General features: G+C 64.5%; 23 protein-coding genes. 7 read left to right on the top strand and 16 right to left on the bottom strand.

Going from position 1 to position 26,542, the window contains the following annotated elements; all coding sequences use genetic code 11:
• Positions 1 to 4: 4 nt before the first annotated feature.
• Together HDG37_RS06255 and HDG37_RS06250 are read right to left on the bottom strand one after the other, a co-directional pair.
• Positions 5 to 1,411, bottom strand: coding sequence for a hypothetical protein (locus HDG37_RS06255; protein WP_184045370.1), 1,407 nt, complete (start codon positions 1,409 to 1,411; stop codon positions 5 to 7).
• A 374-nt stretch (positions 1,412 to 1,785) separates the two neighbouring features.
• Complete coding sequence (locus tag HDG37_RS06250; protein ID WP_006047743.1) at positions 1,786 to 1,956, bottom strand: rubredoxin; 171 nt, start codon at positions 1,954 to 1,956, stop codon at positions 1,786 to 1,788.
• A gap of 383 nt (positions 1,957 to 2,339) precedes the next feature.
• Here HDG37_RS06250 and HDG37_RS06245 point away from each other — a divergent pair, with 383 nt between their 5' ends.
• The gene (locus HDG37_RS06245) at positions 2,340 to 3,203 is read left to right on the top strand and encodes a hydroxymethylpyrimidine/phosphomethylpyrimidine kinase (RefSeq protein WP_184045368.1); all 864 of its coding nucleotides are present in this window, start codon (positions 2,340 to 2,342) and stop codon (positions 3,201 to 3,203) included.
• Between the two features lie 303 nt (positions 3,204 to 3,506).
• Here HDG37_RS06245 and HDG37_RS39075 read toward each other — a convergent pair whose 3' ends face one another.
• Entirely contained in the window at positions 3,507 to 3,707 is a 201-nt protein-coding gene (locus tag HDG37_RS39075; RefSeq protein ID WP_260332782.1) for a hypothetical protein, read from the bottom strand.
• On the opposite strand from HDG37_RS39075, the gene HDG37_RS06240 reads away from it, so the two are divergent.
• Both HDG37_RS06240 and cysC read left to right on the top strand, forming a co-directional pair.
• The gene (locus HDG37_RS06240; protein WP_260332781.1) at positions 3,696 to 4,715 is read left to right on the top strand and encodes a chondroitin 4-O-sulfotransferase; all 1,020 of its coding nucleotides are present in this window, start codon (positions 3,696 to 3,698) and stop codon (positions 4,713 to 4,715) included. The genes HDG37_RS39075 and HDG37_RS06240 overlap by 12 nt on opposite strands.
• A 26-nt stretch (positions 4,716 to 4,741) precedes the next feature.
• Entirely contained in the window at positions 4,742 to 5,380 is a 639-nt protein-coding gene (cysC, locus tag HDG37_RS06235) for an adenylyl-sulfate kinase (RefSeq protein ID WP_184045364.1), read from the top strand.
• A 205-nt stretch (positions 5,381 to 5,585) separates the two neighbouring features.
• Here the strand turns inward: cysC and groL are convergent, their stop codons facing one another.
• The 4 genes from groL to HDG37_RS06215 form a co-directional block, all read right to left on the bottom strand.
• Positions 5,586 to 7,226 carry a chaperonin GroEL gene (gene groL / locus HDG37_RS06230; protein ID WP_018419577.1) on the bottom strand — a complete coding sequence of 547 codons (1,641 nt, stop codon included), beginning with the start codon at positions 7,224 to 7,226 and terminating at the stop codon, positions 5,586 to 5,588.
• A gap of 53 nt (positions 7,227 to 7,279) precedes the next feature.
• A complete protein-coding gene (gene groES, locus HDG37_RS06225) occupies positions 7,280 to 7,570 on the bottom strand; it encodes a co-chaperone GroES (RefSeq protein ID WP_008923887.1) in 291 nt (96 codons plus the stop codon).
• 532 nt (positions 7,571 to 8,102) lie between these two features.
• Entirely contained in the window at positions 8,103 to 8,813 is a 711-nt protein-coding gene (locus HDG37_RS06220; RefSeq protein ID WP_260332780.1) for an FkbM family methyltransferase, read from the bottom strand.
• Positions 8,814 to 9,227: 414 nt separating this feature from the next.
• Positions 9,228 to 9,617: a hypothetical protein gene (locus tag HDG37_RS06215; protein WP_184045362.1), complete on the bottom strand. Its 390-nt coding sequence runs from the start codon at positions 9,615 to 9,617 to the stop codon at positions 9,228 to 9,230.
• Between the two features lie 22 nt (positions 9,618 to 9,639).
• Between HDG37_RS06215 and HDG37_RS06210 the strand changes: the two genes are divergently transcribed.
• The 3 genes from HDG37_RS06210 (at position 9,640) to HDG37_RS06200 (ending at position 12,139) form a co-directional block, all read left to right on the top strand.
• Entirely contained in the window at positions 9,640 to 9,963 is a 324-nt protein-coding gene (locus HDG37_RS06210; protein ID WP_184045360.1) for a hypothetical protein, read from the top strand.
• A gap of 5 nt (positions 9,964 to 9,968) precedes the next feature.
• On the top strand, positions 9,969 to 10,592 hold the full coding sequence (locus HDG37_RS06205) for a hypothetical protein (RefSeq protein ID WP_184045358.1): 624 nt from the start codon (positions 9,969 to 9,971) through the stop codon (positions 10,590 to 10,592).
• Positions 10,593 to 10,675: 83 nt separating this feature from the next.
• A complete protein-coding gene (locus HDG37_RS06200; RefSeq protein WP_184045355.1) occupies positions 10,676 to 12,139 on the top strand; it encodes a hypothetical protein in 1,464 nt (487 codons plus the stop codon).
• Positions 12,140 to 12,235: 96 nt separating this feature from the next.
• Here the strand turns inward: HDG37_RS06200 and HDG37_RS06195 are convergent, their stop codons facing one another.
• The 5 genes from HDG37_RS06195 to HDG37_RS06175 all read right to left on the bottom strand — a co-directional run bounded on the left by HDG37_RS06195 (position 12,236) and on the right by HDG37_RS06175 (position 19,837).
• On the bottom strand, positions 12,236 to 14,479 hold the full coding sequence (locus HDG37_RS06195) for a polysaccharide biosynthesis tyrosine autokinase (protein ID WP_184045353.1): 2,244 nt from the start codon (positions 14,477 to 14,479) through the stop codon (positions 12,236 to 12,238).
• 49 nt (positions 14,480 to 14,528) lie between these two features.
• Positions 14,529 to 15,668 (bottom strand): polysaccharide biosynthesis/export family protein, encoded by a 1,140-nt coding sequence (locus HDG37_RS06190; RefSeq protein WP_184045351.1) that lies wholly within the window; start codon positions 15,666 to 15,668, stop codon positions 14,529 to 14,531.
• A 40-nt stretch (positions 15,669 to 15,708) separates the two neighbouring features.
• A complete protein-coding gene (locus tag HDG37_RS06185; protein WP_184045349.1) occupies positions 15,709 to 17,094 on the bottom strand; it encodes an undecaprenyl-phosphate glucose phosphotransferase in 1,386 nt (461 codons plus the stop codon).
• A 55-nt stretch (positions 17,095 to 17,149) separates the two neighbouring features.
• Positions 17,150 to 18,751, bottom strand: coding sequence for a sugar phosphate nucleotidyltransferase (locus tag HDG37_RS06180; protein WP_184045341.1), 1,602 nt, complete (start codon positions 18,749 to 18,751; stop codon positions 17,150 to 17,152).
• Between the two features lie 90 nt (positions 18,752 to 18,841).
• Positions 18,842 to 19,837 (bottom strand): helix-turn-helix domain-containing protein, encoded by a 996-nt coding sequence (locus HDG37_RS06175; protein ID WP_184045963.1) that lies wholly within the window; start codon positions 19,835 to 19,837, stop codon positions 18,842 to 18,844.
• An 876-nt stretch (positions 19,838 to 20,713) separates the two neighbouring features.
• Between HDG37_RS06175 and HDG37_RS06170 the strand changes: the two genes are divergently transcribed.
• On the top strand, positions 20,714 to 20,863 hold the full coding sequence (locus HDG37_RS06170) for a hypothetical protein (protein ID WP_184045339.1): 150 nt from the start codon (positions 20,714 to 20,716) through the stop codon (positions 20,861 to 20,863).
• Between the two features lie 287 nt (positions 20,864 to 21,150).
• Here the strand turns inward: HDG37_RS06170 and HDG37_RS06165 are convergent, their stop codons facing one another.
• The 4 genes from HDG37_RS06165 to HDG37_RS06150 form a co-directional block, all read right to left on the bottom strand.
• Positions 21,151 to 22,653, bottom strand: coding sequence for an MFS transporter (locus tag HDG37_RS06165; RefSeq protein ID WP_184045337.1), 1,503 nt, complete (start codon positions 22,651 to 22,653; stop codon positions 21,151 to 21,153).
• 61 nt (positions 22,654 to 22,714) lie between these two features.
• A complete protein-coding gene (locus tag HDG37_RS06160; RefSeq protein WP_184045335.1) occupies positions 22,715 to 23,965 on the bottom strand; it encodes a CaiB/BaiF CoA-transferase family protein in 1,251 nt (416 codons plus the stop codon).
• Positions 23,962 to 24,978, bottom strand: coding sequence for a hydroxymethylglutaryl-CoA lyase (locus HDG37_RS06155; protein ID WP_184045333.1), 1,017 nt, complete (start codon positions 24,976 to 24,978; stop codon positions 23,962 to 23,964). Before HDG37_RS06155 ends, HDG37_RS06160 begins: the two co-directional genes overlap by 4 nt.
• Before the next feature lie 245 nt (positions 24,979 to 25,223).
• Positions 25,224 to 26,117: a LysR family transcriptional regulator gene (locus tag HDG37_RS06150; RefSeq protein ID WP_184045331.1), complete on the bottom strand. Its 894-nt coding sequence runs from the start codon at positions 26,115 to 26,117 to the stop codon at positions 25,224 to 25,226.
• Between the last annotated feature and the right edge of the window lie 425 nt (positions 26,118 to 26,542).

Below are 26,542 nucleotides of genomic sequence, written 5' to 3'. Positions count from 1 at the left end.
CGCTTCACGCGCCGCCCTGCTCGATCGCACGCGTGAGCGCGGCGAGCGCCGCCTGCGTGAAGCTGCCGCCCGCCGGCCCAACGCCCGCGGCGACCTTGTGCAGCGACGCACGCAAGGCCTCGGCGGCCTGCTCGAGCGTGTCGGCCGGCGGCGCGCCGACGATCACGTGCGCGCGCACCGCCGGCGTCGCGACGCTCGCATGCGCACGACGCCGCCATGCGAGACCGAGCGCGTCGGCGAGCAGCGCCACGTGACCGAGACCGAGCGCGCAGGCGGCCGAGCCGAGCCGGTAGGCGGCGTCGCCCGCCTGCAGCGCTTCGCTCGGGTCGGCTTTTTCCGGCTGATCGGCCGCGCGCGCATGGGCGGCGAGCGCCTCGATGGACGCGTCGGCGGTCTGCAGGAAGTCTTCGTACGCGTTCGCGTTGACGCTCAGCACGCCGAGATCGCGCGTGTGCGGCAGCGACTGCGCCTCGAGCGCGCCCGCCTCCCACAGTGCTTCCGACGACTGCGTGCCGGCGACGTGCCAGTCGACGGTCAAGCCATAGTCGTGCAGCACCTCGACCTGGTCGGCGTCTTGCGCGGCCGCGCCGAACAGCGCGTAGTCGCGCCACAGCAGCGCGAGCGTCGCGCGCACCAGCGAACGTGGCGCGCGCTCTATGCCGCGCGCGTGATCGGCGAGCGCCAGGTTGCAGCGCGCGTAGAAGCGCCGCGCCTCGATATCGCGGATTGCGTGGCGGCGCGCGCGCAGCGCCTTCGCGCAGGCGCGCGCGAGCCGCCAGAAGTCATACGGATCGGGGCCGGCGAGTTCGGTGAACACGGCGTCGAGCTCGTCGAGCGCGGCGTTCGTGACCGCAAGCGCCACCGCGCTGCCTGTGTCGGCCTGCGAGCGCAGCACCGGCAGCAACGCGCGCTCGTAGCGCACCCGCAGATGGGCAAGCTGATCAGCCGATTGCGCGTGCAGCGAAGCCGGCGGCACTGGCCGCGCGCACAGCGCGAGGTCTTCGAACGCGACGGCGGAGCCCGGCGTGGGTTCGATGAGTTGCGCACACAGCTCGCGGTAGTGGTTGAACAGCGTCGGCGAGCAACTGAGCTCGCGCAGATTGTGACGCTCGAACGCCGCGCGGAAGTCGCGCAGCGCCGCGCCGAACACTGGCCGCGCGCTTTCGGCTTCGGCTGGCTCGCCGCTCGCGAGCGGCGAGAGCCGCACGAGGGCGTCGGTGAAACGCTGCGCGCTGAGCCAGCCCGCCGTGCGCAATGCATGCGACGCGCGCAGCAGCGCGGCACCGCTCTCGTCGCGCTGCTCGAACGCGAGCGACGCCTCGGCGAGCGCGAGTTCCGCAGGGCGGACCGCGCCGCCGCGCGGGTTCGGCAGTGCATCGATGGAAACGGGTGCTGCGGATCGAAGAGTCATGGGCAGGCGACACGAAGCTGACGGGGTCGTCGCTTCGCGCCGCATGCTGAGTGAGCGGCCACCGCGCGAACCGGCGACAGGACAATGACAGACTACCGTTGCGACACGACGCGACCGGCGATGTTCCGCGCCGGCGCGCTCAGACAGGCGCCGGGCGTGCCGGACGCATCAAGCGATTGCAGCAATTGCGCGGCGGATGACGCCGCCGACTTTTCGGGATCGAAGCTCAGGGTTCAGGTTCGGACCGAATCGCGGGACCCGGTTTGGGGGCCGAAGCTTCCGGCGTCTCGCACGAGCCCATCAAACCGCGACGCCGGAACAATGATCAAGCGACGCGAACCACCGACCGGCTGTCGCCGGCGGCTTGCCGAACTTCAGATCTGGACCATTTCGAAGTCTTCCTTGCGCGCTCCGCACTCCGGACACGTCCAGTTGATGGGCACGTCTTCCCAGCGCGTGCCCGGCGCAATGCCTTCGTCGGGCAAACCGGCCTCTTCGTCGTAAATCCAGCCGCAAATCAGGCACATCCAGCTTTGATATTCCATTCTTTTGTCGCGTCGTTGAGTCCGTGGAAGCGGGAGCCATGATGGTACCGTGTTGCCGCCCCCATGCCTAGCAATCGAAAACTCGCAATCGTAGCGTGGACCGGGCTTCGGCGGTGCGCCCGCGCGCCGTGCGGACGACGCTCGCGGCGTCATGCCGCATGGCGGTGGGGACACCCGGCAGCGCGATAGAGGGCGCCCTCGGCAAGCTCGCGGCGCTAGCGTGGCAACCTCAGAGCGATCCCCGCCGGCTGCGCGTCAGCGGGCCGCGAGCCAGCCTCCGGCGATCCCCGCCTCGCGAAAAAACGCCCTCTCCACGGTTTAGGCCGCATAATTGAGCCAATTGCGCATTGCGCGCCGAAATCCTGCTTTCCTTATCCATTTTCATGCCCAGCGACACGCCTCCGATCGTCCTCACCTTCGGTCTCTCCGACCCCACCGGCGGCTCCGGCCTGCAGGCGGACCTGTTGACACTTGCCAGCATGGGCTGCCACGGCGTTTCCGTGCTCACGGGCTATACCGTGCGCGACTCGGCGAACTGCGACGAAGTCACCGGGCTCGACCCGGACATCGTCGCGACGCAGGCGCGCATGCTGCTCGAGGACATGCCGATCGCCGCATTCAAGGTCGGCGCGTGCACGCGCGCCGAAGTGGTCAGCGCGATCGCGGAAGTTGTCGCCGACTACGACGACATCCCGCTGATCCTCGCCCCGGACTTCACGCTCGACGACGAGCACCTGCTCGCCGCCGACGAACTGCGCGAAGCGATCGCCGATCTGCTCGCGCCGCAAACCACGCTGCTGGTCGCCGACTCGGCGACGCTGCTCGCGCTCGCGCAGCCCGACGGCGACGCGGAGGCGCCGAGCCTCGACGCGGCGATCTCGCATCTGCTGTCGCAGGGCTGCGAGTACATTCTGTCGACCGAAACCGGCACGCATCGGCTCGTCAACACACTCTTCAGCGAGGACGGCCAGTTGCGTCAGGACATGTGGGACCGCGCGCCGCATCGGTTGACGGGCCTGACCGATACGCTCGGCGCGGCGATCGCCGCGCTTCTCGCCAACGGCCAGGAGCCCGCGGAAGCGGTGCGCGAAAGCCAGGAGTATCTGTATCAGGCAGTGCGCAATGCGTTCCGGCCCGGCATGGGGGCGTACATGCCCGATCGCTTCTTCTGGGCGCGCAGCAGCGATGAAGACGAAACGCCGCCCGCGCAAGGCAAGGGCGCGGCGCCGGGGGAAGCGCGGCACTGACCTCGCCATTTGTCGGCATCGACTAAAATCCGCTGTCAGCCGGTTTTTTCATTAATGTGACTTTCGCGATTGGTGCGACTTTCCATTCGATTTATCCAAATTGAACAATGTAACTAGCGCGTAGCTATCGATACAGCCGCGCCCAGTTCGTCTCGTGGGCAACTTAGTCAATTTGCATACCCGCATGAATCTTGCTGTCGGCGATGCAACCAGACGTTTTTTCGCGTAATCAAACGTTACAACGCCAATGACATCTTTTGTCTAGACTTTACGCATCCACGTTCAGTCATATGTCCCCACATGTCATTTCCCACGTTTTTCATCCATCCGCCGAAATGCGGCGGTTCGACCGTTATTTCGTTTTTTGATTTGAATAAAGGTAATGACCAATTCATTAGCTTTGTCTGGGATCAGGATGGATGGGGAAACTGTCGCGCGAAGCTGCTCGAGACGCAGGTAGGCGGCGGTCATCTGCCGTATGGCATTCATCGGATGATCAAACATCCGGTCAACTACTGCACGATCCTGCGCGAGCCGCTCGCGCGCCAGATCTCGCACTACTGGTATGCGGCGAACGGCAAGAACGGCGAGGTCACACGCGGCGTCAGTGTGTCCACGCCGGAAGCTCTGGCGCAGCAAGGTGTGCTGTCGCTCGACGAGTGGGTCAGCGAATCGCTCGGCGGCAAGAACCTGTTCGTGCACATGTTGAGCGGCGAGCCAGTGGCTAACCAAACGAGCCTCGCCGTTGCGCGAATCCATTTGCGCGAACAGATCGGCACCGTCGGCGTCTGCGAGGACATGAGCGAATTCTTACTGCGGCTTTGCGGTTCGACTGGGATGAAATTGCCGTTCTATTTCGAAGCGAATCGCACCAATGGCACGGCGAAGGGCAAGGCTCACTTAAGCGACGCAACAAGACAAAAATTTATCGAGGACAATAGCCTCGATTACGAACTGTTCCGCGACGCGAGTCAGATCGTGGAAGCTTATGCGAAAGAAACGGGCAGCGTCTTTTCGAATGCGCTCGAATTGGTCCGCGTGATTCAGTCCGAAATCGATCAGCTCGACAATCCGCACGTCTATAGTTCGACCGTTTTCGGCTTCGACGGCTCATTCCTGTCGCGCGTGCATGAGGTGATCCGCCGCTTCGATCTCGCGCCGATCGACACCTATCTGGAGTTCGCGCGAAGCCGGCAGCGTCCGCCGGTCGACCTGTTCGACGGTTTTGTCGACACGGTGCGCGACGGCGTAGTGTGCGGCTGGGCCGTCAACCTGAGCGAGCCGCAGCGGCAGGTACCGCTCGAGGTGCGGGTCGGCACGCAGATCGTCGCGACCGGCTGCAGCGGCGAGCCGCGGCCCGATGTGGCGAGCGCCGGCTATCCGAGCGCATACAGCGGATTTTCGATTCCACTGCCTAACGATATTCCGGAAGGCTTTCGCGTTACCATTGCCGATTCCACCGAAAGCCTGCACAACGCCGGCACGTGGCGGCAAGGCTGGCACTGCGAATGAGCCAGAAAAGCCAAGAGAACCTATCCATGAAAGAGCCGCCCCAGTTCGTGCAATGCTTTCACGGCAAAATCGCGGTGCAGGACCGCATACGCATGTTCGATCAGATGCCCGCCACGATCTGGCTGACCGGCCTGTCCGGCGCCGGCAAATCGACGCTCGCGTTCGCACTCGAGGAGCAGCTGATCGCGCTCGGTCACGCCTGCTATGTGCTCGACGGCGACAACATCCGCCACGGTCTGGCGAGCGACCTTGGATTCGAGCCCGACGACCGGCGCGAAAACATCCGCCGGGTCGCGCACGTCGCCCAATTGATGAACGACGCGGGTCTGATCGTGATTTCCGCACTGATTTCGCCGCTACGCGAAGATCGGGCAATGGCGCGCGCGATCATCGGAGCCGACAAGTTCGTCGAAACCTATGTGTCCGCCTCGCTCGCCACCTGCGCGAGCCGCGATCCCAAAGGTCTTTACGCGAAAGCGAGGTCTGGCGAGATCAGCTCGTTCACCGGCGTATCAGCGCCCTATGAAGCGCCGATCGATCCCGACCTGCACGTCGACACGGGAACGCTGAGCCCCGCGCAAAGCGTCGCGCAGATCTTCCACTACCTGCGCGAAAAGTGCCTCGGAAGGTCCTCTCATCGCACGGCTCACGCCGCGGGCGCCTGATCCGGACAAAAGGTCGTCCGGAAGCGCTCGCCAGCAAGCACATCAACGCCGGCCCCAAACGAAAAAAAACCCGCATAAGCGGGTTTTTTCGTTTGGGGAAACGCCTCGCGGCGCACTCCCCACATGGACTTCCAGCCGGGCCTCGGCCGTGATCCAGACGCGCGGCAGTTCAACCACGCGGCCGGACCACGAGGCCCGAGCGGAATTACATGTCCATGCCCATGCCGCCCATGCCGCCGGGCATGCCGCCAGGCATCGGAGCATCTTCCTTCGGCAGTTCGCAGACAGCTGCGTCGGTCGTCAGCAGCAGGCCAGCAACCGAAGCTGCGTTTTGCAGCGCCGTGCGCGTCACCTTCGTCGGGTCCACGACACCTGCGTCGACCAGGTCGACGTACTCGCCGGTCGCTGCGTTGTAGCCGTAGTTGCCCTTGCCGGCAGCAACCGCTGCCACGACGACACTCGCTTCTTCGCCACCGTTGGCGACGATCTGGCGCAGCGGCTCTTCCATGGCGCGCAGAACGATCTTGATACCTGCGTCCTGATCGGCGTTAGCGCCCTTCAGGCCAGCGATTGCCGTACGTGCACGGATCAGCGCGACGCCGCCACCCGCCACGATGCCTTCTTCCACAGCCGCGCGCGTTGCGTGCAGTGCGTCTTCGACACGTGCCTTCTTTTCCTTCATTTCGACTTCGGTCGCAGCACCGACCTTGATCACCGCAACACCGCCTGCCAGCTTGGCGACGCGTTCTTGCAGCTTTTCACGGTCGTAGTCCGAGGTCGCTTCTTCGATCTGCGTGCGCACTTGCTTGACGCGAGCTTCGATGTTCGCTGCTTCGCCAGCGCCGTCGATGATCGTGGTGTTTTCCTTGCCCACTTCGATGCGCTTCGCCTGGCCCAGTTCAGCCAGCGTTGCCTTCTCGAGCGTGAGGCCGGTTTCTTCAGCGATGACCTGACCGCCGGTCAGGATCGCGATGTCTTCCAGCATCGCCTTACGACGATCGCCGAAGCCCGGAGCCTTGACGGCAACAGTCTTCAGGATGCCGCGGATGTTGTTGACGACCAGCGTTGCGAGCGCTTCGCCTTCGACGTCTTCAGCGATGATCAGCAGCGGACGGCCAGCCTTCGCGACTTGCTCGAGCACCGGCAGCAGGTCACGGATGTTCGACACCTTCTTGTCGTGCAGCAGCACGAACGGGTTCTCGAGCACGGCGACTTGCTTGTCCGGGTTGTTGATGAAATACGGCGACAGGTAGCCGCGGTCGAATTGCATACCTTCGACGACGTCCAGCTCGTCTTGCAGCGACTTGCCGTCTTCGACGGTGATCACGCCTTCCTTGCCGACCTTGTCCATTGCTTCAGCGATGCGCTCGCCGATCGACGAATCGCTGTTCGCCGAGATCGCGCCAACCTGGGCGATTTCCTTGTTGGTCGTGCACGGCTTGCTGATCTTGCGCAGTTCTTCGATTGCAGCTGCAACAGCCTTGTCGATACCGCGCTTCAGGTCCATCGGGTTCATGCCCGATGCGACGTACTTCATGCCTTCGCGGACGATCGATTGCGCGAGAACCGTAGCGGTCGTCGTGCCGTCGCCTGCGTTGTCGCTGGTCTTGGAAGCGACTTCCTTGACCATTTGCGCGCCCATGTTCTGGAGCTTGTCTTTCAGTTCGATCTCTTTCGCGACCGACACACCGTCCTTGGTGACCGTCGGGCCGCCGAAGCTGCGCTCGAGAACCACGTTGCGGCCCTTCGGACCCAGCGTGACCTTCACGGCGTTGGCGAGAATATTCACGCCTTCGACCATCTTGGCACGGGCGGAATCACCGAATACGACGTCTTTAGCTGCCATCTTCTAACTCCTTGAATACTTTGGATATAACCGGGGAAGTAGCGACCTTGCGCTTACTTCTGCACCACGGCCATGATGTCTTCTTCGCGCATCACGAGCAGTTCGTTGCCGTCGACCTTGACGGTCTGGCCTGCGTACTTGCCGAACAGGACGCGGTCGCCGACCTTCACGTCGAGCGCAATGGCTGCGCCCTTGTCGTCGCGCTTGCCCGGGCCGACTGCGAGGATTTCACCTTGATCCGGCTTTTCCGCTGCGGCTTCGGGGATCACGATGCCCGACGCGGTCTTGGTTTCCTGATCCAGACGTTTGACGATCACGCGATCATGCAAAGGACGAAGGTTCATACATACTCCTCTCTGATTGAGACTGAAGAACGCTGAGAAAAACCCGGCTGGCGGAGCCAACCGGAGATGTTGTTAGCACTCTCGTGCAGCGAGTGCTAATTATATGGACGGGCAGTGACAAATTCAAGAAGGGGGAACGCGGTCGAAGTTCACTCACCCTGAAACGTGATTCGCTCGGGCTTGAACCCCGCCCCGTGCGGAACGTCTGCCGTTCGGCATTTTCTCTAAGAAAACAATAATTTACCGACGCGTTGCGTTGAGATTCGGCCCTTGGTGAAGGAGGAGGCGAGCCATGACGACGCAGCGACCTGGGAGCGGAGCGCCCGCTCGAAACGTCAAACTCAGGGAAATCCCCCATAAGCGCGGGCCGTTAGATAGTCAGCCTTCAGGCAAGTCGAGGGGGCTCATGAATGTGCTTCACGGCTAAGGCACCAGTCGGTCCAAGTATATCTTGGACCGTTGCAGCGGCCGTTGATAGTGGGATTGTGAAATTGATAGCAGTTGCAACGACGATACGTGCAGAACCGTAGCGCTATAACTGAGTGCGAAAGATTTGAGATTTTTCCACTCTGAAGATCAGCGACAAATATGTCCAACTGACCAGTCGGTAATTGCGCTCCTCCAGATAGCGAAATATGGCGGAATCTATGACGTCCCTTATCGAAGTCAGCGTAGACTCCACAATAATGATCTTTGGTTTATACCTGCTGATATCAATCGATCGCAAGACTTCGTAATCGTGACCTTCCACGTCGATGGAAAGCAGATCGATTTCCTGACCGGCGTACGGGGTGTGCTCGAGAACGTCGTTCAATGTGGTGGTTTCAACGGTCCGGACGGAGATAGGCTTCTGGACTTCGGCCGCAGCCACTATGGGATCTATGGTCGAAGTCAACCCATAATTCGAAAAATTATAGACTTCCTTGAGCTGTTTCTCGTTCGAGACGGCTGCACATACATTGACATCACCAGACCGCGCAAGAGAAAACGTTTCAATTTTCACCGGATCCATGTCTATGTTGATGCCGCGCCAACCACGCTTGTAAAGCGCATGTGTGTTCGAGAACTTGACAGGGTGGTATGCACCAACGTCGACATAAACACCCTTATTGCACCGGGGACTGATTATCTCGCGCAACACCGCATCCTCTCCAAACTGCGAGTAGTACAAACGCGGCCCGCGTGTTATCCACGTCTTGCGGACGAGCCAAAGGAAGTGTCCGAACGTCTTCGGGTTCAACATAATCGCTCCTCACTTCGAAACGATAACGGCAAAAGGTCAAACAGCGTTTGATCTGAAAGCTTGCCGAGCAGAAGGTCGGTCCGGCATTACGTTAGCTAATATTCACCTATAGCAGCCCTCATTACCGCCGCAAATGTGCCGCAGTACGGACAAAACGATATTCGCGAATTAGTTACATGCTCGAAAAGTCGTTGAGCGTTACATCTGCAGACTACTCGACGGTTAGCTGAACATTAAGCGAAAGTCATAATAATGTGTATTTTTGGCCGAAACCGTCGAGTATGCAAAAAGCTTCCGGTTCCAGCCGGTTCGCGTGTCGTCGACTACAGCCGCGCGAGATTCAGCCCGGCGAAGCCTTCTGCATCAGGCCACGATCCGCCAGATTCGGTCGCCCGACAGCGCGCTCGTTTCACTTCAATTCTGCGCAGGCCGGTGCAACGCATTACCCGCCATCCACTTGAGCCGTTCGCAATTGACCTTGATGCGCGCCGCGAATTCCTTCGGATCTCGCTCGCGCAGTGCGTTCATCTGGCTATTGGTGATGTCGGCGCGGTGCCAGCCCGTGTCCCAGTGCTGATCGAAATCGGTCGCACCGGTCAGGACCTTTCGGAGCCGCTCCTTATAGGCGTCGATCCGCTCGGGCGACACGTCGCAAAACGCCTGCGCGAAGCTTGCGCGCTCACCCGCCGTCTCCGCGCTCATGTTGGCGTCGCTCGCGCCGCTGGCGAGCGGCGCGGCGAGCGACAGCACCGACAGACAGAACGCTGCGCAAAGCGGCCGATAGCGATACGATAGGTTCTTCATCTTCGACTCCTGACGATCCTTCGTGGCGACCAGGGATTGTCCCGATCTTCAACGCCGCCTCGCCGATTGTGTCCTGATTGCACTGCACGATGGCGTTTTCGCGCGCTATCCGATGCATCGCGTGGCCAAACCGCGGTGCTACGCTCGTCAAAGCGGCATTCGCGACGTGCCCGTTCCGGGGAGCCGCGTGGCGCAAGCACCGCAACGCCACGGCCTATTGGCAGGCCGCGACAGAAGCACGAGCGCCAGGCATGAGAACGAGCTCGAACACGACGCGCAACGAGCACAGAACGAAAGCACGACACGAAATCAAACACAAAAAGGCGAGACATCGCTGCGGGAGTGACTGCGATGGCATTTAGAACATATACCGTACTGACGCTGTTGGTGACGAGCACTGCCGCGTTCGCGTGGCGGCCTGTCACCTATCCGATCCGAAGTCAGAGCCCTTACGAGCGCAGCATCGACAACGCGATGTGCTACGCCGAGGCGAACCGCGTGACCGGGGTCAACATGGCCCACGAGTCGCAGATTCCGCCGCGTCAGCCGCCCGCGGCCAAAGGTGCGTCGACCGGCGTACCGTCGAAACCGCCGCTTCCCCCCAGTTCCTTCTCAGCCACGCCGCTGCCGTGGAGCGCGAGCGCGCCCGAAGCCGCGAGCGCGCCGTTGGCTGGCGCGCAAGCGCCTGGCGGCGCATCGTCGGCGAAACCGGTGAACGAAGCCGCGGCCGGCGCCAGCGCGCCAGGCGCGGCAGCCACCGCGGCGGCGAATGCACCGCCGAACGCATCGGCAGCGGCAACGGGCCCCAGTGCGAGCGCGGCACCCGGCGCGTCGGATGGGGCGGCCGCTTCGCTGCAGGCCAACGCGGCGTCGAACGTGAAGCTGCCGCCGCTGCCCGCGCCCGAGCCGCCGATGACCCGCTATTGGGCCGCCTACGGCGCGTGCATGCAGGCGCGTGGTTACGTCGTCCAGTAGTCCGGCCGACGCCGCTTACGGGCGTCGTTGCATTCATTCTTTTTGATGGCGCCGCCCGTCGGCGCCAGTGGAGCGACACGGCCATGCCGCGCGACACGACCTCCGACCAGCCGTTTTTCCATCACTGCGCATACTGCGGCGTGCCGCTGTCGGGCCGCTTTTCGCCGTGTCCGGCATGCCATGCGCTGCCGATCGATTCGTTCGATACGGACGACACGCCCGGCGAGCGTTCCGCGCGATCCCGGGCGCTGAGCGCATCGCGCACGCAACTCGAACCGCTGCCAGCGGCCGCGAGCTTGCCCGCGGACCGTTCGTCGCGACGCTCCGCGCAAACGAAGATGAGCCCCTACGATCTGATCGACGAAGCGACGTTCGAGCCGGGCGGGCGTCGACGGCGGCATCCGCTCGCGCTTGCCGCAGCCGCGCTCGCGACGCTCGGCGTCGTGTACGTCGCCTTCGTTCTACTCAACGACGACGATGCGAGCGTCGACACGCCGGTCACGGTCTTCGGCACGGTGCGCCCGGACACCCCTGGCCAAGCCCCTGCACAGAACGTTGCGCGGAATGCGGCGCCGTCGGTTGCCGCGGCGCCGAAGCCGGCGTCGATCGTCGCGCAACGGCCGCATCCCGTTGTCGCCGCGCGGCAGCAACCCGCGAACGTGCACGCGGCCCCCGTCGCGCCACCGGCACCGCCCGTCGTTGCGACCGCGCCGACCGTCGCGCCATCGTCACCGCCGGTCGTTGCGACCGCGCCTGCCGTAGCGCGATCGAGCCCGCCCATCGTGGCGACCGCACCGACCGTTGCGCCATCGTCACCGCCCGTCGTTGCGACCGCGCCTGCCGTAGCGCGATCGAGCCCGCCCATCGTGGCGACCGCGCCGACCGTCGCGCCATCGTCACCGCCGATCGTTGCGACCGCGCCTGCCGTAGCGCGATCGGCTCCACCCGTCGTGGCGACCGCGCCCGTCCCAGCGCGACCGTCAACGCCCGTCGTTGCGACCACGCCGACCGCCGCGCGACCGACACCGCCCGTTGTCACGACCGCGCGCGCCGTAGCGTCAACGAAGACATCGAGCGCGGCCATCTCCGCGGCCACGCCGCGTGGCACGGCGCTCGCGTCGACCAGCACCAACACCGACACGATGGCCGCCCCGCTCACGCAAGCCGACAAACAGCGCGCCGACGCCGAGCGCAATCTGAAAGCCGCGCACGGCTATCTGCGACGAGGCAATCTGGCGGCGACCAGAGCACGCCTCGCCGCCGTAATCACCGCGCAGCCCGACAATCGCGACGCGCGCAGCATGCGCGCCCAGGTGAGCACGCTGGAGCAGCAACGCGACGCGTTGCTGAGCCTCGCGCGCGGCTGCAGCAACGTCGGACATTGGGAGTGCGCGTCGCACAACGCCAACGAAGCGTTGCGGATCGATTCGAGCAGCAAGGCCGCGCAACGGCTCGGCGCGCTCGCGTCGCACGAGTCGGCGTGGCAAACCATGCAGCCGACGGCGGAAGAGTCGCGCGCATTGCGCGATCTGCTGCGTCACCACTAAGGATTGCGAGGTATCTCGCGGGACGGCGGCACGGGCGTGCAGTCGATCACGCCCGCCCGCGCGGCGCCCCGAAAGACGCGCGCGCGGGCAGCAGTGTCAGCCGGCGATGCTGTCGTAGCCGTAATAGCCGCCCTGATACCCCGAGCCGAGAAACGCCGCTTCCTGCGGCACGTCGGTGAGCAGCACGCCGCGCAGACCGACGCCACCGTTACGCAGGCGTTTGGTGGTTTCGATGATCTCATGCAGCGGTTGACGCCCATGCCGCACGACGAGCAGCGTCGTCGCCGCGTATTTGCCGATCAGCGTCGAGTCGGTCACGGCGAGCACCGGCGGCGTGTCGATGATCACGACGTCGTATTGCGGCTTCAACACCTCGAGCATCGCTTCGAAGCGTTTGCTCATCAGCAGCTCGGCCGGGTGCGAAGGCAGCGTGCCTTTCGCGAGCACGTCGAGGTTGGGCAGCACGTCGCGCTGGATCATCGCGTTGAGATCGCCGCCGCACAGCACGTCGGACAGTCCCGGCCGATGGCTGACGCCGAAATGCGAATGCACGTCGCCGCGTCGCATGTCGCCGTCGATGATCAGCACGCGCTTGTTCGCCGACGCGACCAGCGTCGCCAGATTCACCGACAGGAACGACTTGCCCGCATCGGGCCGCGAGCCGGTGATCATCACGACGTTATTGGCCGCATGATCGAGCGACAGCTGCAGCGAGGTGCGCAGATTGCGCACCCCTTCCACCGCGATATCTTCGGGCGCCTGTTGCGCCAGCACATGCTGCCCGCGCTGGCGCAGCGACACCTTTTCCTGCAGGCGCAATTGCGTCTGGCTGCGCGGCACCACCGCGAATACCGGCACGCCGAGCATCCCCTCGAGTTCGTCCGGGCGCTCCACGCCGCCGCGCATCGCGCGCCGCAAGAAGACCAGCAGCAAGCCGAGCGCGAGGCCGCCGCCGAGCGAGATCAGGATCACCAGCATGCGCTTCGGCCACACCGGATCGTCGGGCGTTTCGGCGAAGTCCACCACGCGCACGCCGCTCACCTGCCCCGCCTGCGCGACCCGCAGTCGCTGCACGCTGTTGAGCAGGTTCATGTACAGATCGGTGTTCACGTGCACGTCGCGCTGCAGACGCAGCGCGGTCTGCTCGGTGTCGGGCATCGTCGAGACGCTGTGGTTCATCGTGCTCTGCGCGCCCTGCAACGCGGCGATCTGCGCATCGAGCGCGGCGACCATCGGATGATTCGGCGTAAAGCGCTGCAACAGCTCCGCGCGCTGCTGCTGCAGATCGAGCAGCTTCGTCTTGTTGTCGACGATCTGCTGCAGCAGCAGCTTGCTTTCTTCACCGAGATCGACGGCGCCATGTGTATTGCGGAACTTGCCGTAGCGCTCTTCCGCGTCGTCGAGCGCCTTGCGTGCGTCGGGCAGTTGCTGTTCGAGATACGCGAGCGTGTGATCGGATTCGGTCGAACGGCTCGCGAGATCCTGCCGCACGAACTGGCGCGCCACGTTGTTGACGATCGCCGCGGTCAGCGCCGGATCGGCGCCTTCGAGACTCACGCGGATCACGCCCGAGTCCTCCGCCGTTTCCTGCACGACCATCGTCTTCGCCAGACGCTCCACCGTGCCGAGCGTCGACGCGCGCGTCAGCTCGAAACGCGAGCCGGGCGCGCCGACCAGTGTGTCGACGTGCAGCGTGACCGGGCCGACCGCGGTATCGGTTTGCACGGTCTCGCCGACGCGCCCCGACAGGATCGCGCTGCCGTGAGGATCGCGCAGCATGAAGGTGTTGCCGGCGCCCGCGACCAGCGTGAAGGTCTCGCCATACAAGTCCTTCGACGTGTCGAAGCGCGACACCGCGATGCTCTCGTTGCCCCACGCGAACCCGCGCAGGTTGACGAACGACGGCAGCCGGAACCACCAGTGCCCGTTCACGAGTCCGGCGATCTTGCTGCCGATCACCGGCAGATAACGCGGCTTCGCCGTGATGTCGAGGTGCAGCGCGCGGACCGCCTCCTCGGTGACGAGACGCGACTTCAAAAGCTCGATCTGCGCCGCGGTCGACGGCTTCGAATCGTACGCGCCGGGAAGCGGCGCCGCCGCGTCCCGGCCGTTCGCATTGACGTTCACCGCGTTCGCCGTCCTGTCCTGGACGTGAAACAGCACGTCCGAACGATAGACCGGCGGCGTGAGGAACGCGTACGCGCAACCGAGCGCGAGCGCGATCAGCGTCACGGTGAGGATCGTGCGCCAACCGCGCACGATCGTGCGCACGTAGTCCGCCAGATGCAACTGCCCCGGTTCATACACGCCGGCGTAACGGTTTTCGTAATTGATTGCCATGTTTTCACCCAACAAGGCCTGCCGGTTCAGATATCGCGTCACGCATGCGTCACTTCGTCAAGACGACGCCCGTCACCGCCGCGTTGATCGCCGGCAGCAGCAGGTTCAGCACACGGTTGAAGCGAACCAGACCGCCCTGACCGACGTACACGATGTCCTTCGGCTGCAGCTCGAACTGGTTCGCAAGCAGCATCGCCACCGGCGAGGTCGCATCGAGGTGATAGATCTGCGGCGAGTCGCTGGTCGAATTGCGGATCACGAACAGCTGCTGCCCCGAGGCCGTATTCGAGTCGAAGCTGCCGCCGTCGGAGATCGCCTGCGACAGCGTCAGCGAGCCGTTGCGCAACGGCAGCACCGTGGCCGGCTTGTTGACTTCGCCCATCACGTAGACGCCGCTGTCTTCGCGCGCGTTCACGCGCACGGTATCGCCCGGCTGCAGATAGATATCCGACGGATTGCGGCCGCGCTTGACGAGGTCGTCGATGTTCAGCCGATAGGTCTTGCCGTCGCGGATCAGATCGACCCGGCTGCGATCCGCGGTCGTGTTGAAGCCGCCGCTCAGGCCGATCGCGTTCGTCAGCGACATCGGAACGTCGTTGATCGATTGCGTGCCCGGTGTGCGCACTTCGCCGTCGATATACACCGTCGCGTTACGGAACGACGCGACGCGCACCGTCACCTCGGGCTTCTGATAGACCTTGCTCAGCCGCGAATGCAGTTCGCGCTGGATCGTCGCGACGTCCTTGCCGGCGACATGCAGGTTGCCCGCGTACGGAAACTGGATGTCGCCGTTCTCGTCGATCAGGAAGCCCGGCATTGCATCGGAAGGGCGCGAGGTCGTCGGCGGCTGTCCCAGCGCGGCCGCGAGTTCCGGGTGATCCCACACGACGATCTGCAGCACGTCGCCGGGGCCGACCCTGTACATGGCCGGCTTGCCGAACAGACCCGTCGTCGCCGGCGGCAACGCCGAGGCAGTCTGGTCGGCACTCATCTTCTTCAGCAGTTCCAGATTGATATCGGTAATCGGAATCTGCTTCTGCTGCGAGGCTTCGGTACTGAATTCGCCACCCGTGTCCTGAATCGCGGCCGGCGTGATCATCCGTTGTCCCGGTACGATCTGACATCCGGAAAGCAATGCTGCGCTTGCGAAAACCACAAGACTTCCTGTGCGAAAACCAAGTGAGCTCATGATCTTTACTCCTTCGCCCCGAGGCGTTGTTATCGACTTTCTAGTAAGCGTTTCGATGCACCAGTCCGGCGACAATCGTCGCGCCGATGATCCGCATGTCGAGGGCGAACGACCAGTGACCCAGGTAGTACAGGTCATGTTCGACGCGACGCTCCATTTTCTCGATGCGGTCGGTTTCGCCACGGAAGCCGTTGATTTGCGCCCAGCCCGTGATTCCCGGTTTGATCCGGTAGCGATTGATATAGCCCGCGACCACCTTCTGATAGAGGTCGTCGTGCTCGAGCGCATGGGGACGCGGTCCTACGACCGACATGTCGCCACGCAACACGTTGAAAAATTGCGGCAGCTCGTCGAGGCTCGTGCGGCGCAGAAACGCGCCCACTTTCGTCACGCGCTTGTCGTTGCGCGTCGCCTGGCTCAAGGTGCCCTTCGCTTCGGCATGCACGCGCATCGAGCGGAACTTGTAGATCGTGAACACTCGGCCGTCCGCGCCCTTGCGCTTCTGTTTGAACAGCACCGGTCCGCGCGAGGACAGCTTGACCGCGATCGCGATGCCAAGCAGCAGCGGCGCGAGGGCAACGATCGCGGCCGCGGCGAACAGCCGGTCGAAGACTTCCTTTTTCAGCATCGCGTTGGCCGACAGCGGCGAGGCGACCAGATTGATCGCCGGCACGCCGAGCAGATCGACCACGCCGCTGCCTTCGAACAGCGCATGGCTGCGCACGTCCGGCATGAAGCGGATATTCACGAGGTCGTCGCGGAACTCGTCGATCAGCGCGCAGATCAGCGGCTCCTCGGACAGCGACAGCATCAGCCATAGCTCGTGCACGTCGTTGGTGCGGATGTAGTCGGCCAGCAGATCGACGCGATCGAACACCGGCACGCACGGATTCGTCACGCCGGAGTCGTCCGGGCGCGTGTTGTAGACGGCGGTCGCGCGAAAGCCCGCGGTCGGCGCCGACTCGATGCGGCCCAGGAGCGCATCGCACTGCGAACCGCTGCCGACGATCGCCACCTGATGCAGGTTCATACCCGCGCCGCGCGCCCGCGCGAGCACCGCGTGCGCGATCACCCGGTTCGCGATCAGCAGGCCACCCGTCGTCGCGGTCCAGTACGAGAACCACAGCCGCGACACGATATCGATGCGATGCAGCGAGTACATCAGCACGAGCGCGCAGGCCTGCACGATCAGCCACGCGAGCGACACCTGACCGGCGAGCCCGAGCTTCGAGCGGCCGCGCCATGATTCGTAGACGCCGAACGCGGGGAAGATCGCGAGCGCGAACGCAGCCGAAAACATCACCAGCGCCCAGTAGAAACCCGACTGGCCGAGATAATCAAAGCGGATCCGCGACGCCACGGTCGCACCCGCCAATACCAGAGCGACATCGAAAATCCGCGCGAGCAGATCCTGAAACTTGCGCATTTTACTTACCTCGTTCTGCCGTTCCTGTACGCAAAAAGGGGCGTGCATGGGCTGCCTACGGGCAGCGGCCGTAGTTGTCGTCAAACCTCACGATGTCGTCTTCGCCGAGATAGGTACCCGACTGGATTTCGATGATTTCGAGCGGCACCCTGCCGGGGTTTTCGAGCCGGTGACGCGTGCCGAGTGGAATGTAGGTCGATTCGTTTTCGCTGAGCAGGAACTGCTCTTCGCCGCGCGTGACGAGCGCGGTGCCGCGCACGACCACCCAATGCTCAGCGCGATGATGATGGAGTTGCAGCGACAGCTTTGCGCCGGGCGTCACGACGATGCGCTTGACCTGGAAGCGCTCGCCGCGATCGATCGAGTCGTAGAAGCCCCACGGGCGCCGCACCTTGCGATGCGCGTCGGCCTCCGGCGCGTGCTGCGCCTTGATGCGCGACACGAGCCCCTTGACGTCCTGCACATGCGAGCGATCCACCACGAGCACCGCGTCCGCGGTCTCGACCACGACGACGTTCGCGGTGCCGACGCACGCGACGAGCCGCCCTTCCGAATGCGCATAGCAGGACACCGCGCCTTCGAACGCCACGCGGCCGCGCCCGGCGTTGCCGTTCGGGTCCTTCTCCATCGCGGCCCATACCGCGTCCCATGAGCCGAGGTCGGACCAGCCGGCTTCGAGCGGGATCACGACGCCGGGGGGAATGACCGCGGCTCGACTTTGAGCTTGCATATCGTTCTGTGCCGCGCCTTGCGCTTCGACATTGCTCGCGCTGTCGTCTTGCGCCGGCGCCGGTTCGGTCAAACGCTCCATCACCGCGTAGTCGATCGAATCGGCGGGCACGTCAAGGAACGCGTCGTGCGATGGCCGGAATACGTCGCCGTCCTGCTTGCCGCTCGCGAACGCGGTTGCGCACGGCGCATGCATGTCGGGCCGCAGCGCCGCGAGCGTGTCGAGCCACACGCGCGCACGCACGATGAAGATGCCGCTATTCCACCAGTAGGTGCCGGCCGCCAGGTATTGCATCGCGATTTCCTCGGCGGGCTTCTCGACGAAACCGTCGATCGCGTGGCCGCCAGCGGTCAATGCCGCGCCGATCCGGATATAGCCGAAGCCGGTGTCGGCACGCGTCGGCGGCACACCGAGCGTCGCAATCGCGCCCTCGCTCGCGTGGTGCGCCGCGCACGCTAGCGCCCGCTGCAGGGCAGGCACGTCCGCGATCGCGTGGTCGGCCGGCATCACGATCAGGATCGCGTCGTCGCCGGCCGCGCACGCGAGCGATGCCGCGAGCGTCAGCGCGGGCGCCGTGTCGCGGCGCGCGGGCTCGACGATCAGACGCGCGTCGACGCCGTTTTCATGCAACTGTTCGGCGATCACGAAGCGATGCTCCTCGCCGCACACGACGATCGGCGAAGCGTCGACGCTCCAGCCCGCCGGGAAGCTCTCGAGGCGCCGCGCGGTCGCCTGCAGCAGCGAGTCGGAGCCGACCACGTCGATCAGCTGCTTCGGAAAGTTTTCGCGCGACACCGGCCAAAGCCGCGTGCCCGAGCCGCCCGCGAGAATGACCGGGACGATGTGCGCGCAGCGCGCGCCAGCAACCCCGGCGCTTGCGCCGTTCGGCTCGACGGATCGGGCGCTCACACCTGCCTGCGTCAACATATCGGGAATCCTTTTCGATCTGCAAGGTATGACGAACAACGGACCCGTCCCCGCCTGTCACGCGCGGTTACCGGGCTGGCTCCGTCGGTGCTACTCGCCTGCCATACGGCGGCTTTGAATCCTGAACTCGGTCGGCGAAATCCTCATCCGCTTGCGAAACACTTTCGCGAGCCGGTCGCCGTTGCCCATCCCGGTGCGCCGGGCGATCTTGTCGACCGGCAATTCCGATTCGGTCAACAGGCTGCACGTCACCGCGAGGCGCTCGTGCAACAGGAAACTCGACGGCGTGATACCCATTTCCATCTTGAAGCGGCGCAGAAAGTTGCGCTCGCTCATCGCCGCGAACTGCGCGGCATCCGCAATCGAAATCGCCTGCTGGCAGTTTTCCTGCAGCCAGCGCGCCGCCGCGCGAACCTTGTCGCCGGGACTCATGCCGCCGTCCTCGCCGAGCAGCGGCGCGAGGTTCGTGCACGAGTCGGACAGCAGCCGCTCGGCAGCCGAGCGCGCGGTCGCGTTGCCCAGATCGCGCTTGATCATCGCGAGCGCGCTGCGCATCGATTCCAGCCGGTCGTTAAGGTCGACGACGCCCTGCTCCGCCGAGCCCGCGCCATTTCTGGCCAAGGCCGGCTGGTGCGGGTCGCTCCCGTCCTTGTCCTCGGGCAGGGCCGCCGCGTCGAGCACCGCGCGCCCTTCGGCGATCGGCCGGATCATCGCGGTGTTGCGACGCACGCGCCGCAGCCATCCAAGCAGACGCTCATCGCGCGCCGCCGCCGCCGCGCCCTTGCCGCCCGCCACATAGAGCGCGTCGAAGCCGCCGTAATGGCGCGCGTCGAGTCCGTCGGTCCAGACGCGCAAACCCGACGACGAAATCACCATGCCGCCGCCGGCGGACAAGAACGACACGTCGTACAGCCACGCGCCCGAACCGGAAGTGGCGAGTTCGTTGGCAGCCTGGAACACCTCGGCGATCACGCCCGCCCCTTGCAGCGAGCAGTCGTTGAACAACAGAATCGCGACACGACGCACGCCCTTGTTCGGAGCATGCACCCAGCGCAGCATTGCAGACTCGAGACTCGCGCAGGTCATAGTCATCCTCTCGACAGAAAACGATCTACTACACCTTTTACGATCACGCACAATGCGAACTCCGCGCAGTGCATCATAGCGACGGCCTCCGGCGCTCTGCCGTCATGTCCGAAAGTGCAGACATATTGGCACTATGAATACGTGATCGGCCAGTGCAATTCGGCACAATACCGAAACGACCTTCTTTTCACTGGATTAATCGTCTAACCGCATATGGTTGAATATGCACTCGCAAATCTTAATGCAATTTGAAAAATGAATGCGTACGCCAGCGCACACTGCGCGGCTACTCGAAAAACGGCGTGTCCCGCCTTATGTACCCACCGAGGCGGCATTTTGAAAGAGATTTTTTCCCGAATTGGCTATCGATGAGTGAAACAGCCCCGGCCCTACCAAGCGGGTCCGGCTGCATCGGCAACTTCCCCTGACGATCCGCGCAAGCGCCGCGCAACCGACCCTTCGGCCGTCCAATGCAAGCACTCAACGCGCCAGAACGGATTATTTAATCTATTTTTATTGATGGCGGGAATATTAAAGTGGCGATTAACGTTTCAAACCTGAAACACTGATATCGGACGACTTTAGCGCCCCCGCAATAGATGGGCCAGTGGCGGAATAAGTCGGGTGCGAGCGGGTGCATTTCCGCCAACCGATTGCGGAAATGGACTACGAGGTTTCCGCAAAAGGGGTTGGGGACAGCGAACGAGGTCCGCCATCCCTATGCAACGACTGTGACACCCGTCGAGAACGCGCCGCGTAATGGCACGACGCGACGATAGTTCGGCGTCGCCTGACAGGTTTACGGCGGGCAAGCGCACATAAAAGTGGTTCTGAACGGGGTACGATGCCCCCGACAAACGCGCTGGAACCGCACACATGAACGGCATTTCATGGATCACGCTGATACTTGCCACGATGATCGGCGGGGTCCTGTTCGCAATGATCGGCGTGGTGCTGCTCGCGCTGCTGCTCGGCAACGTATCGGACCGGCTGTCGAGCAACGACGAGACTCGCCAGGACTCATAGGGCCTGTTCACGCTAATAACGGGCTTGCGCTGGCCGCCAGAAGGGCCGACCGCAAGGAATGCGACGCAACGAATACTCGACGTATTCGCAAGGAGCATGACGCGGCGGTCGGCCGTTCTGGCGGCCAGCCCCTTGAAGGTTTTTTAATACAGGGGAACGTGCCTTTCCGCCCGTATTGCGGCGTCGGTCGTCGCTTGTTTGGCTCGGCCAAACGGCGCTCCTCTCTCCTTGCACTACGCGCGGAAAGGCACGTTCGCAAGCCCGTTATTAGCGTGAACAGGCCCTAGCTACTTCGAAAGATCCTCGAGCGCGACATCGCGCGTCTTCGGTCCCAGCGTACCGATCGCGACCATGACGATCGCCATTGCCCCCGAGATGAACACGAACACGCCGTTCACGCCGAAGCGACCGAGGCAGGCGGCGATCACGAACGCCGAGAACATCGCCGAAATCCGGCTCCACGAGTAGACGAAGCCGACCGCGCGCGCGCGGATACCGGTCGGAAACAGTTCGGCCTGGTACGCGTGATAGCTGTATGAAATGATGTTGCCCGCGAGCACGAGGCACACGCCGAGGCTCACGAGCAGCACCGTCTCGCGCGCCTGGCTGAACGCGAGTCCGCACACGACGTTGACCGCCGCCATGCAGACGATGACGGTCTTGCGCTCGAAGCGATCGGCGATCAGCAGCCCCAGCAACGGCCCGAGCGGCGCCGCGATCGCGATGATGCTCGCGTACATCAGACTCGTCGTCACCGTAATGCCCTGCTTCATCAGCAGCGTTGGAATCCAGTTCGCGAAGCCGTAGTAGCCCATCGTCTGGAACACGTGAAAGATGATCAGCATCAGCGTGCGCTTACGATACGGCGGCACCAGCAGATCACGAAACGCGGCCCGCGCGCGCACCGGTTCGGGCAGCGCGGGCTCGGGCAACGGCAGGCCGCATTGGCGCCGATACTCGCGCGCGACGCGTGCTTCGAGACGCGTCATCACCGCGTCGGCTTCGTCGAGGCGGCCTTTTTGCGCGAGCCAGCGCGGGCTCTCCGGCAAGCCGCGGCGAATCCACCACACCACGATCGCGCCAATCGCGCCGATCAGCACGACCACACGCCAGCCGTCGAGACCGAACAGGCGTTGCGGCACCAGCAGATACGACAGGAACGCGACGATCGGCACCGCGCAGAAGCCGACCGCCTGCGAGCACGCCGAAGCGCGCCCGCGAATGTGCTTCGGCACGAGTTCGGAAATATACGTGCCGATCGTGACGATCTCGACGCCGATGCCGATGCCCGCGATAAAGCGCCAGCAGTTCAATCCGAGCGCCGTGTGCTGGAACGCCATCACGACGTTGGCCGCCGTGTACCACAGCAGCGACCAGGTGAAGATCGCGCGCCGGCCGAAGCGATCGGCGAGAAAGCCGCAGGCCGCCGTGCCGATGAACAGGCCCGCGAACAGCGCGGCGATGAAACTCGCGACGCCGCTCGTGCCGAACAGGCCGCGCGTCGTGGCCGTCAGCAGGCCGCTGTGCACGAGTCCCGGCGCGATATAGCCGGAGTACATCAGGTCGTAGAGTTCGAAGAACATGCCGAAGCTCAGCAGCATCACGAGCTGCCAGATCGTGCGGGTCGCGGGTAGCCGGTCGAGCCGCGCGGAAATGCGCGCGCCGTCGAGCGCGATCGCGCCGGCGCGGTCCGAGCCTGCCGCATCCGCGCCCGCGTCCGCGGGTGAGCCGTCGAGCGCGCCGGCATCGCCGAGCGCCGTTGAGTACATCGCCTGATTCGACGATTTCATCGTCTGTCTCCAGAATTATTGGTCTATTGCCCGCTGCAGCGGGTCAAGTGCGGCACGACGCTCACGCAGCCGCGCGCGGCGCCCGCGATTCCGCCACGCCACCGCCGAGCTCCGCGATCCGCGCGTCGTCGAACCCGAGTTCGCGCAGCACCTCGACGGTGTGCTCGCCGATCTTCGCGATCGGCCGACGCGGCCCGAGACGCGCACCGTCGAGCGAAATCGGCAGCAACGGCATCGCGGTTTCGCTGCCGTCGTCGAGCGTCAGCGGCACCAGGCCGCCGCTCGCGTTCAGGTGCGGATCGTCGAACAACTCCTCGGGCTTCGTGATCGACGCGAACGGAATGTGATTGCGCTCGAACAGCGGCACGAGCGTCGCGCCGTCGAGACGGCTCAGGCTTTCGCCGAGCGTCTGCAGCAGCCAGCCGCGCGCGAGCACGCGGTCGTTGTTGGTCGCGAGGCGCGCATCGGCGAGCAGATCGTCGCGTTCGAGAATCGCGCACAGCGCGCGCCACTGCGCGTCGCCGGTCGCGGCGATGAACATTTGCTCGCCGTACGCGAGCGTAAACACGTCGTAGACGGCCCAGGCGCTGATGCGCTCGGGCATCGGCGCGGCAGCCACGCCGGTCGCCGCGAACTGCTGCATGTGCTGCGCCGAGAGCAGCACGCAGTTCTCGAACAGCGCGCTCTGCACCTCCTTGCCGCGGCCGCTCGCGTGCCGTTCGTGCAGCGCCGCCAGCACGCCGATCGCGCCGAACATGCCGCCCATGATGTCGTTGACCGAGCTGCCCGCGCGTAGCGGACGGCCCACCGGACCGGTCATGTACGCGAGGCCCGCCATCATCTGCACGACTTCGTCGAGCGCCAGACGATGTTCGTACGGACCATTGAGAAAGCCCTTGTGGGACACGTAAATCAGCCTGGGATTGCGCTCGCGCAGCGTCGCGTAATCGAGGCCGAGACTCGCCATGCGGCCGGGCTTGAAGTTTTCGACGAAGACGTCGGCGCCATCGACGAGTTGCTTCAGCGCGGCGAGACCGGCTTCACTGTCGAGATCGAGCGCGACGCTCTTCTTGTTGCGATTGAAGGTGCGGAAAAAGCCCGCGCCGGTGCCGAGCAGCCGGCGCGTGCTGTCGCCGCGCGGCGGCTCGACCTTGATCACTTCGGCGCCGAGGTCGCCGAGAATCATGCCGCAGGTCGGACCCATCACCATATGCGACAACTCGATCACGCGGATGCCCGCGAGCGGCAAGGTACCCGGCTGCGGCGAGGACGTCGACGACGAAGCTGAAGTAGCGGAGGAAAGCGGAGTCATTGCGGCACCTGCGGAACGGAAGAATGGGGAGAACGCAAAGATTCGGCGTAGCTGGCGGAGTCGCGCGCGACCGCTTGCGCGTGCGCGAACTGTTTCGGCAATCCCGCTCGCGCGAGATAGCCGTACAGCGGCTCGCCCGGCAGCGCTTGCGCCAGCACCGCGCGCGATGCGAGTAGCCGCGCGATGTCGATACCGGTGTCGTAGCCCATGCTGTGGAGCATGAACACGAGGTCTTCGGTATTGACGTTGCCGGTTGCGCCCGGCGCATGCGGACAGCCGCCGAGACCAGCCAGCGACGCATCGAACTCGCGGATCCCGTGCTGCAGCGCGACCAGCGTGTTGGCGAGCCCGAGGCCGCGCGTGTCGTGGAAATGCAGCGAGCGCAGCCGGTCGCCCGCGACGTCGCGCACCAGTTCGATGACCTCGCCGACCTGATGCGGCGTCGCTTCGCCGGTCGTATCGCCGAGCGCGATCACGTCGGCGCCGGCCTGCACCGCGGCGCGCGCGATCGCGGCGATTTCCGCGTACGACACGGCGCCCTGCAGCGTGCAGCCGAACACCGTCGATAAACCGGCGATCAACTCGACGCGGCGCCCACCTGCCGGGAACGCGCCATCGATCAGCTCGCGCATCGCGGCGAACGCGTCGATCATCTCGGCGGGTGTCTTGCGCACGTTCGCGGCGCTATGCGCGGCGCTCACCGAAATCGGCGCGACGATGCGCTCTACGCCAGCCTCGAGCGCGTGCTGCGCGCCCTTCAGGTTCGGCACGAGCGCGCTCACGCTGAGATCGTCGTAGCTACGGGCGTGGGCGACTACGTCGGCGGCGTCCGCCATTTGCGGCAGCAGCTTCGCCGGCACGAACGATGCGACTTCCATGTGGCGCACGCCGGCCGCGTAGGCGGCGTCGATCCAGCGCCGCTTGTCGTCGGTGGACATGATGCGGGCAATGCTTTGCAGACCGTCGCGCAGACCGACCTCGGTCACGACGACGCGCTCGCGGGTTTCATTCATTGGTTGGAATCCTGGTCGTGGACGCGGGCTTCAGAGGCCCCTTGGATGGAAGTGATGCGCTGACTGGGTCACAGCGTGCCCGCGTGCTGGCGCGCGGCAAAGTCTGCTTTGACGAAGCACACCATCGCCGCTCACGATGGCCGCTCAGGCCGATGGCGCGGGCTTTGGCGCTCGCCTGGGTGAAATGCTTAGGGGTTTGTCTGGGGAGGTGGCGAAGGCGCGGGTGACGAGGTGCATCGCCCGTCTTACATCGCGCCCAGCAGATGCTCGAGCAATCGCGCGGCCGCCAGCGTCAACGCCGCGCGATCGCGCATGCAGATCACGAAGCGCCGCGCGGCCCACGCCTCGCGCAACGGCACGGCGACGATGCCGTACTCGTCGGCCGCATGGCGCGGCAGCGCCTCGCGCGGCAGGATCGCGACCGCGAGACCCGCCTGGATGAAGCGATAGGCGGCGTCGAACGTCGATACATAGGTGCGGTAATTCAACTCGCTGCCCTTCTCCAGCGCGATGCGCTGCATCAGCGCATTGACCGACGCATTCGATGCGAGCCCCAGATGATCGAACCCGAGCGTCTGCTCGAAGCCGATCTGCGCCTCGCCCGCGAGCGGATGCGCGCGCGGCACGATCAGCGCGAGATGGTCGGCGCGATACGGCAGCGTGTCGAGACTGCCGAGCGGCACCGTGTCGCGGCAGATGCCCAGATCGGCGACGCCCTCTTCGAGCCCGCGCACGATGTCCGCGCTGACGCGCTCCTCGACGTCGACACGAATCGCCGGATTCGCCTGCAGAAACGCCGACAACGCCTCGGGCAAAAACTCCACCATCGACGACACGTTGGCGAGCACGCGCACATGCCCACGCGCGCCGGCCGCGTACTCGCTGAGTTCGGCCTGCAGGCGTTCGTGCCCGCGCATGATGAGCCGCGCGTGGCGCAACAGCGCTTCGCCGGCGGCGGTCGCGCGCACGCCGCGCTGGCTGCGCGACAGCAACGCGACATCGACGAGCGCTTCGAGATCGGCGAGCCGCTTGCTGACCGCCGACGGCGCGATGAACTCACGCTCGGCCGCGCGCGCGATCGTGCCTTCCTCGCACACGGCGATGAACAAGCGCAGCGTCACCTGATCGATTTGCCACATCGGCGCAGCGGATTTGTGGGTTGGGGGTGGGGGAAATTATGGTTGATCGTTGAAAACTGTGGAGGGATTTCTGGCGCTTGCGGAACGGCTCGAACGTGTTGAATGGCGCCAAGCTTCGGTCTTTGTCGCACATTTGTCGCCGCCGTGCGCCGCCACGCATCAACGAAGCGCATCTGGCGCTCACGCTTCCGGCTGATCCTCCACGGCTCGAACTGCTTCACGTACCAGCGCCACACCGCGGCTTCGCAGATTTTCAGCAATGCGTGTGATCGCCAAGGCGTGCCGCTCGATGATGCCGAAGCGACGCAGAAACAAGCACACTTGACGCTCGATCGGGATAGGGGCAGGCCTCGCGGCCCGACCCCTCCCACACCACCGTGCGTACGGGTCCGTACACGGCGGTTCGGATCGGTTGATCGACTATG

The organism is Paraburkholderia sp. MM5384-R2, assembly GCF_014201025.1.
Taxonomy (GTDB): domain Bacteria; phylum Pseudomonadota; class Gammaproteobacteria; order Burkholderiales; family Burkholderiaceae; genus Paraburkholderia; species Paraburkholderia tuberum.
Note: the sequence above shows the minus strand (reverse complement) of the source record. Positions and strands in the feature narration are given on the sequence as shown.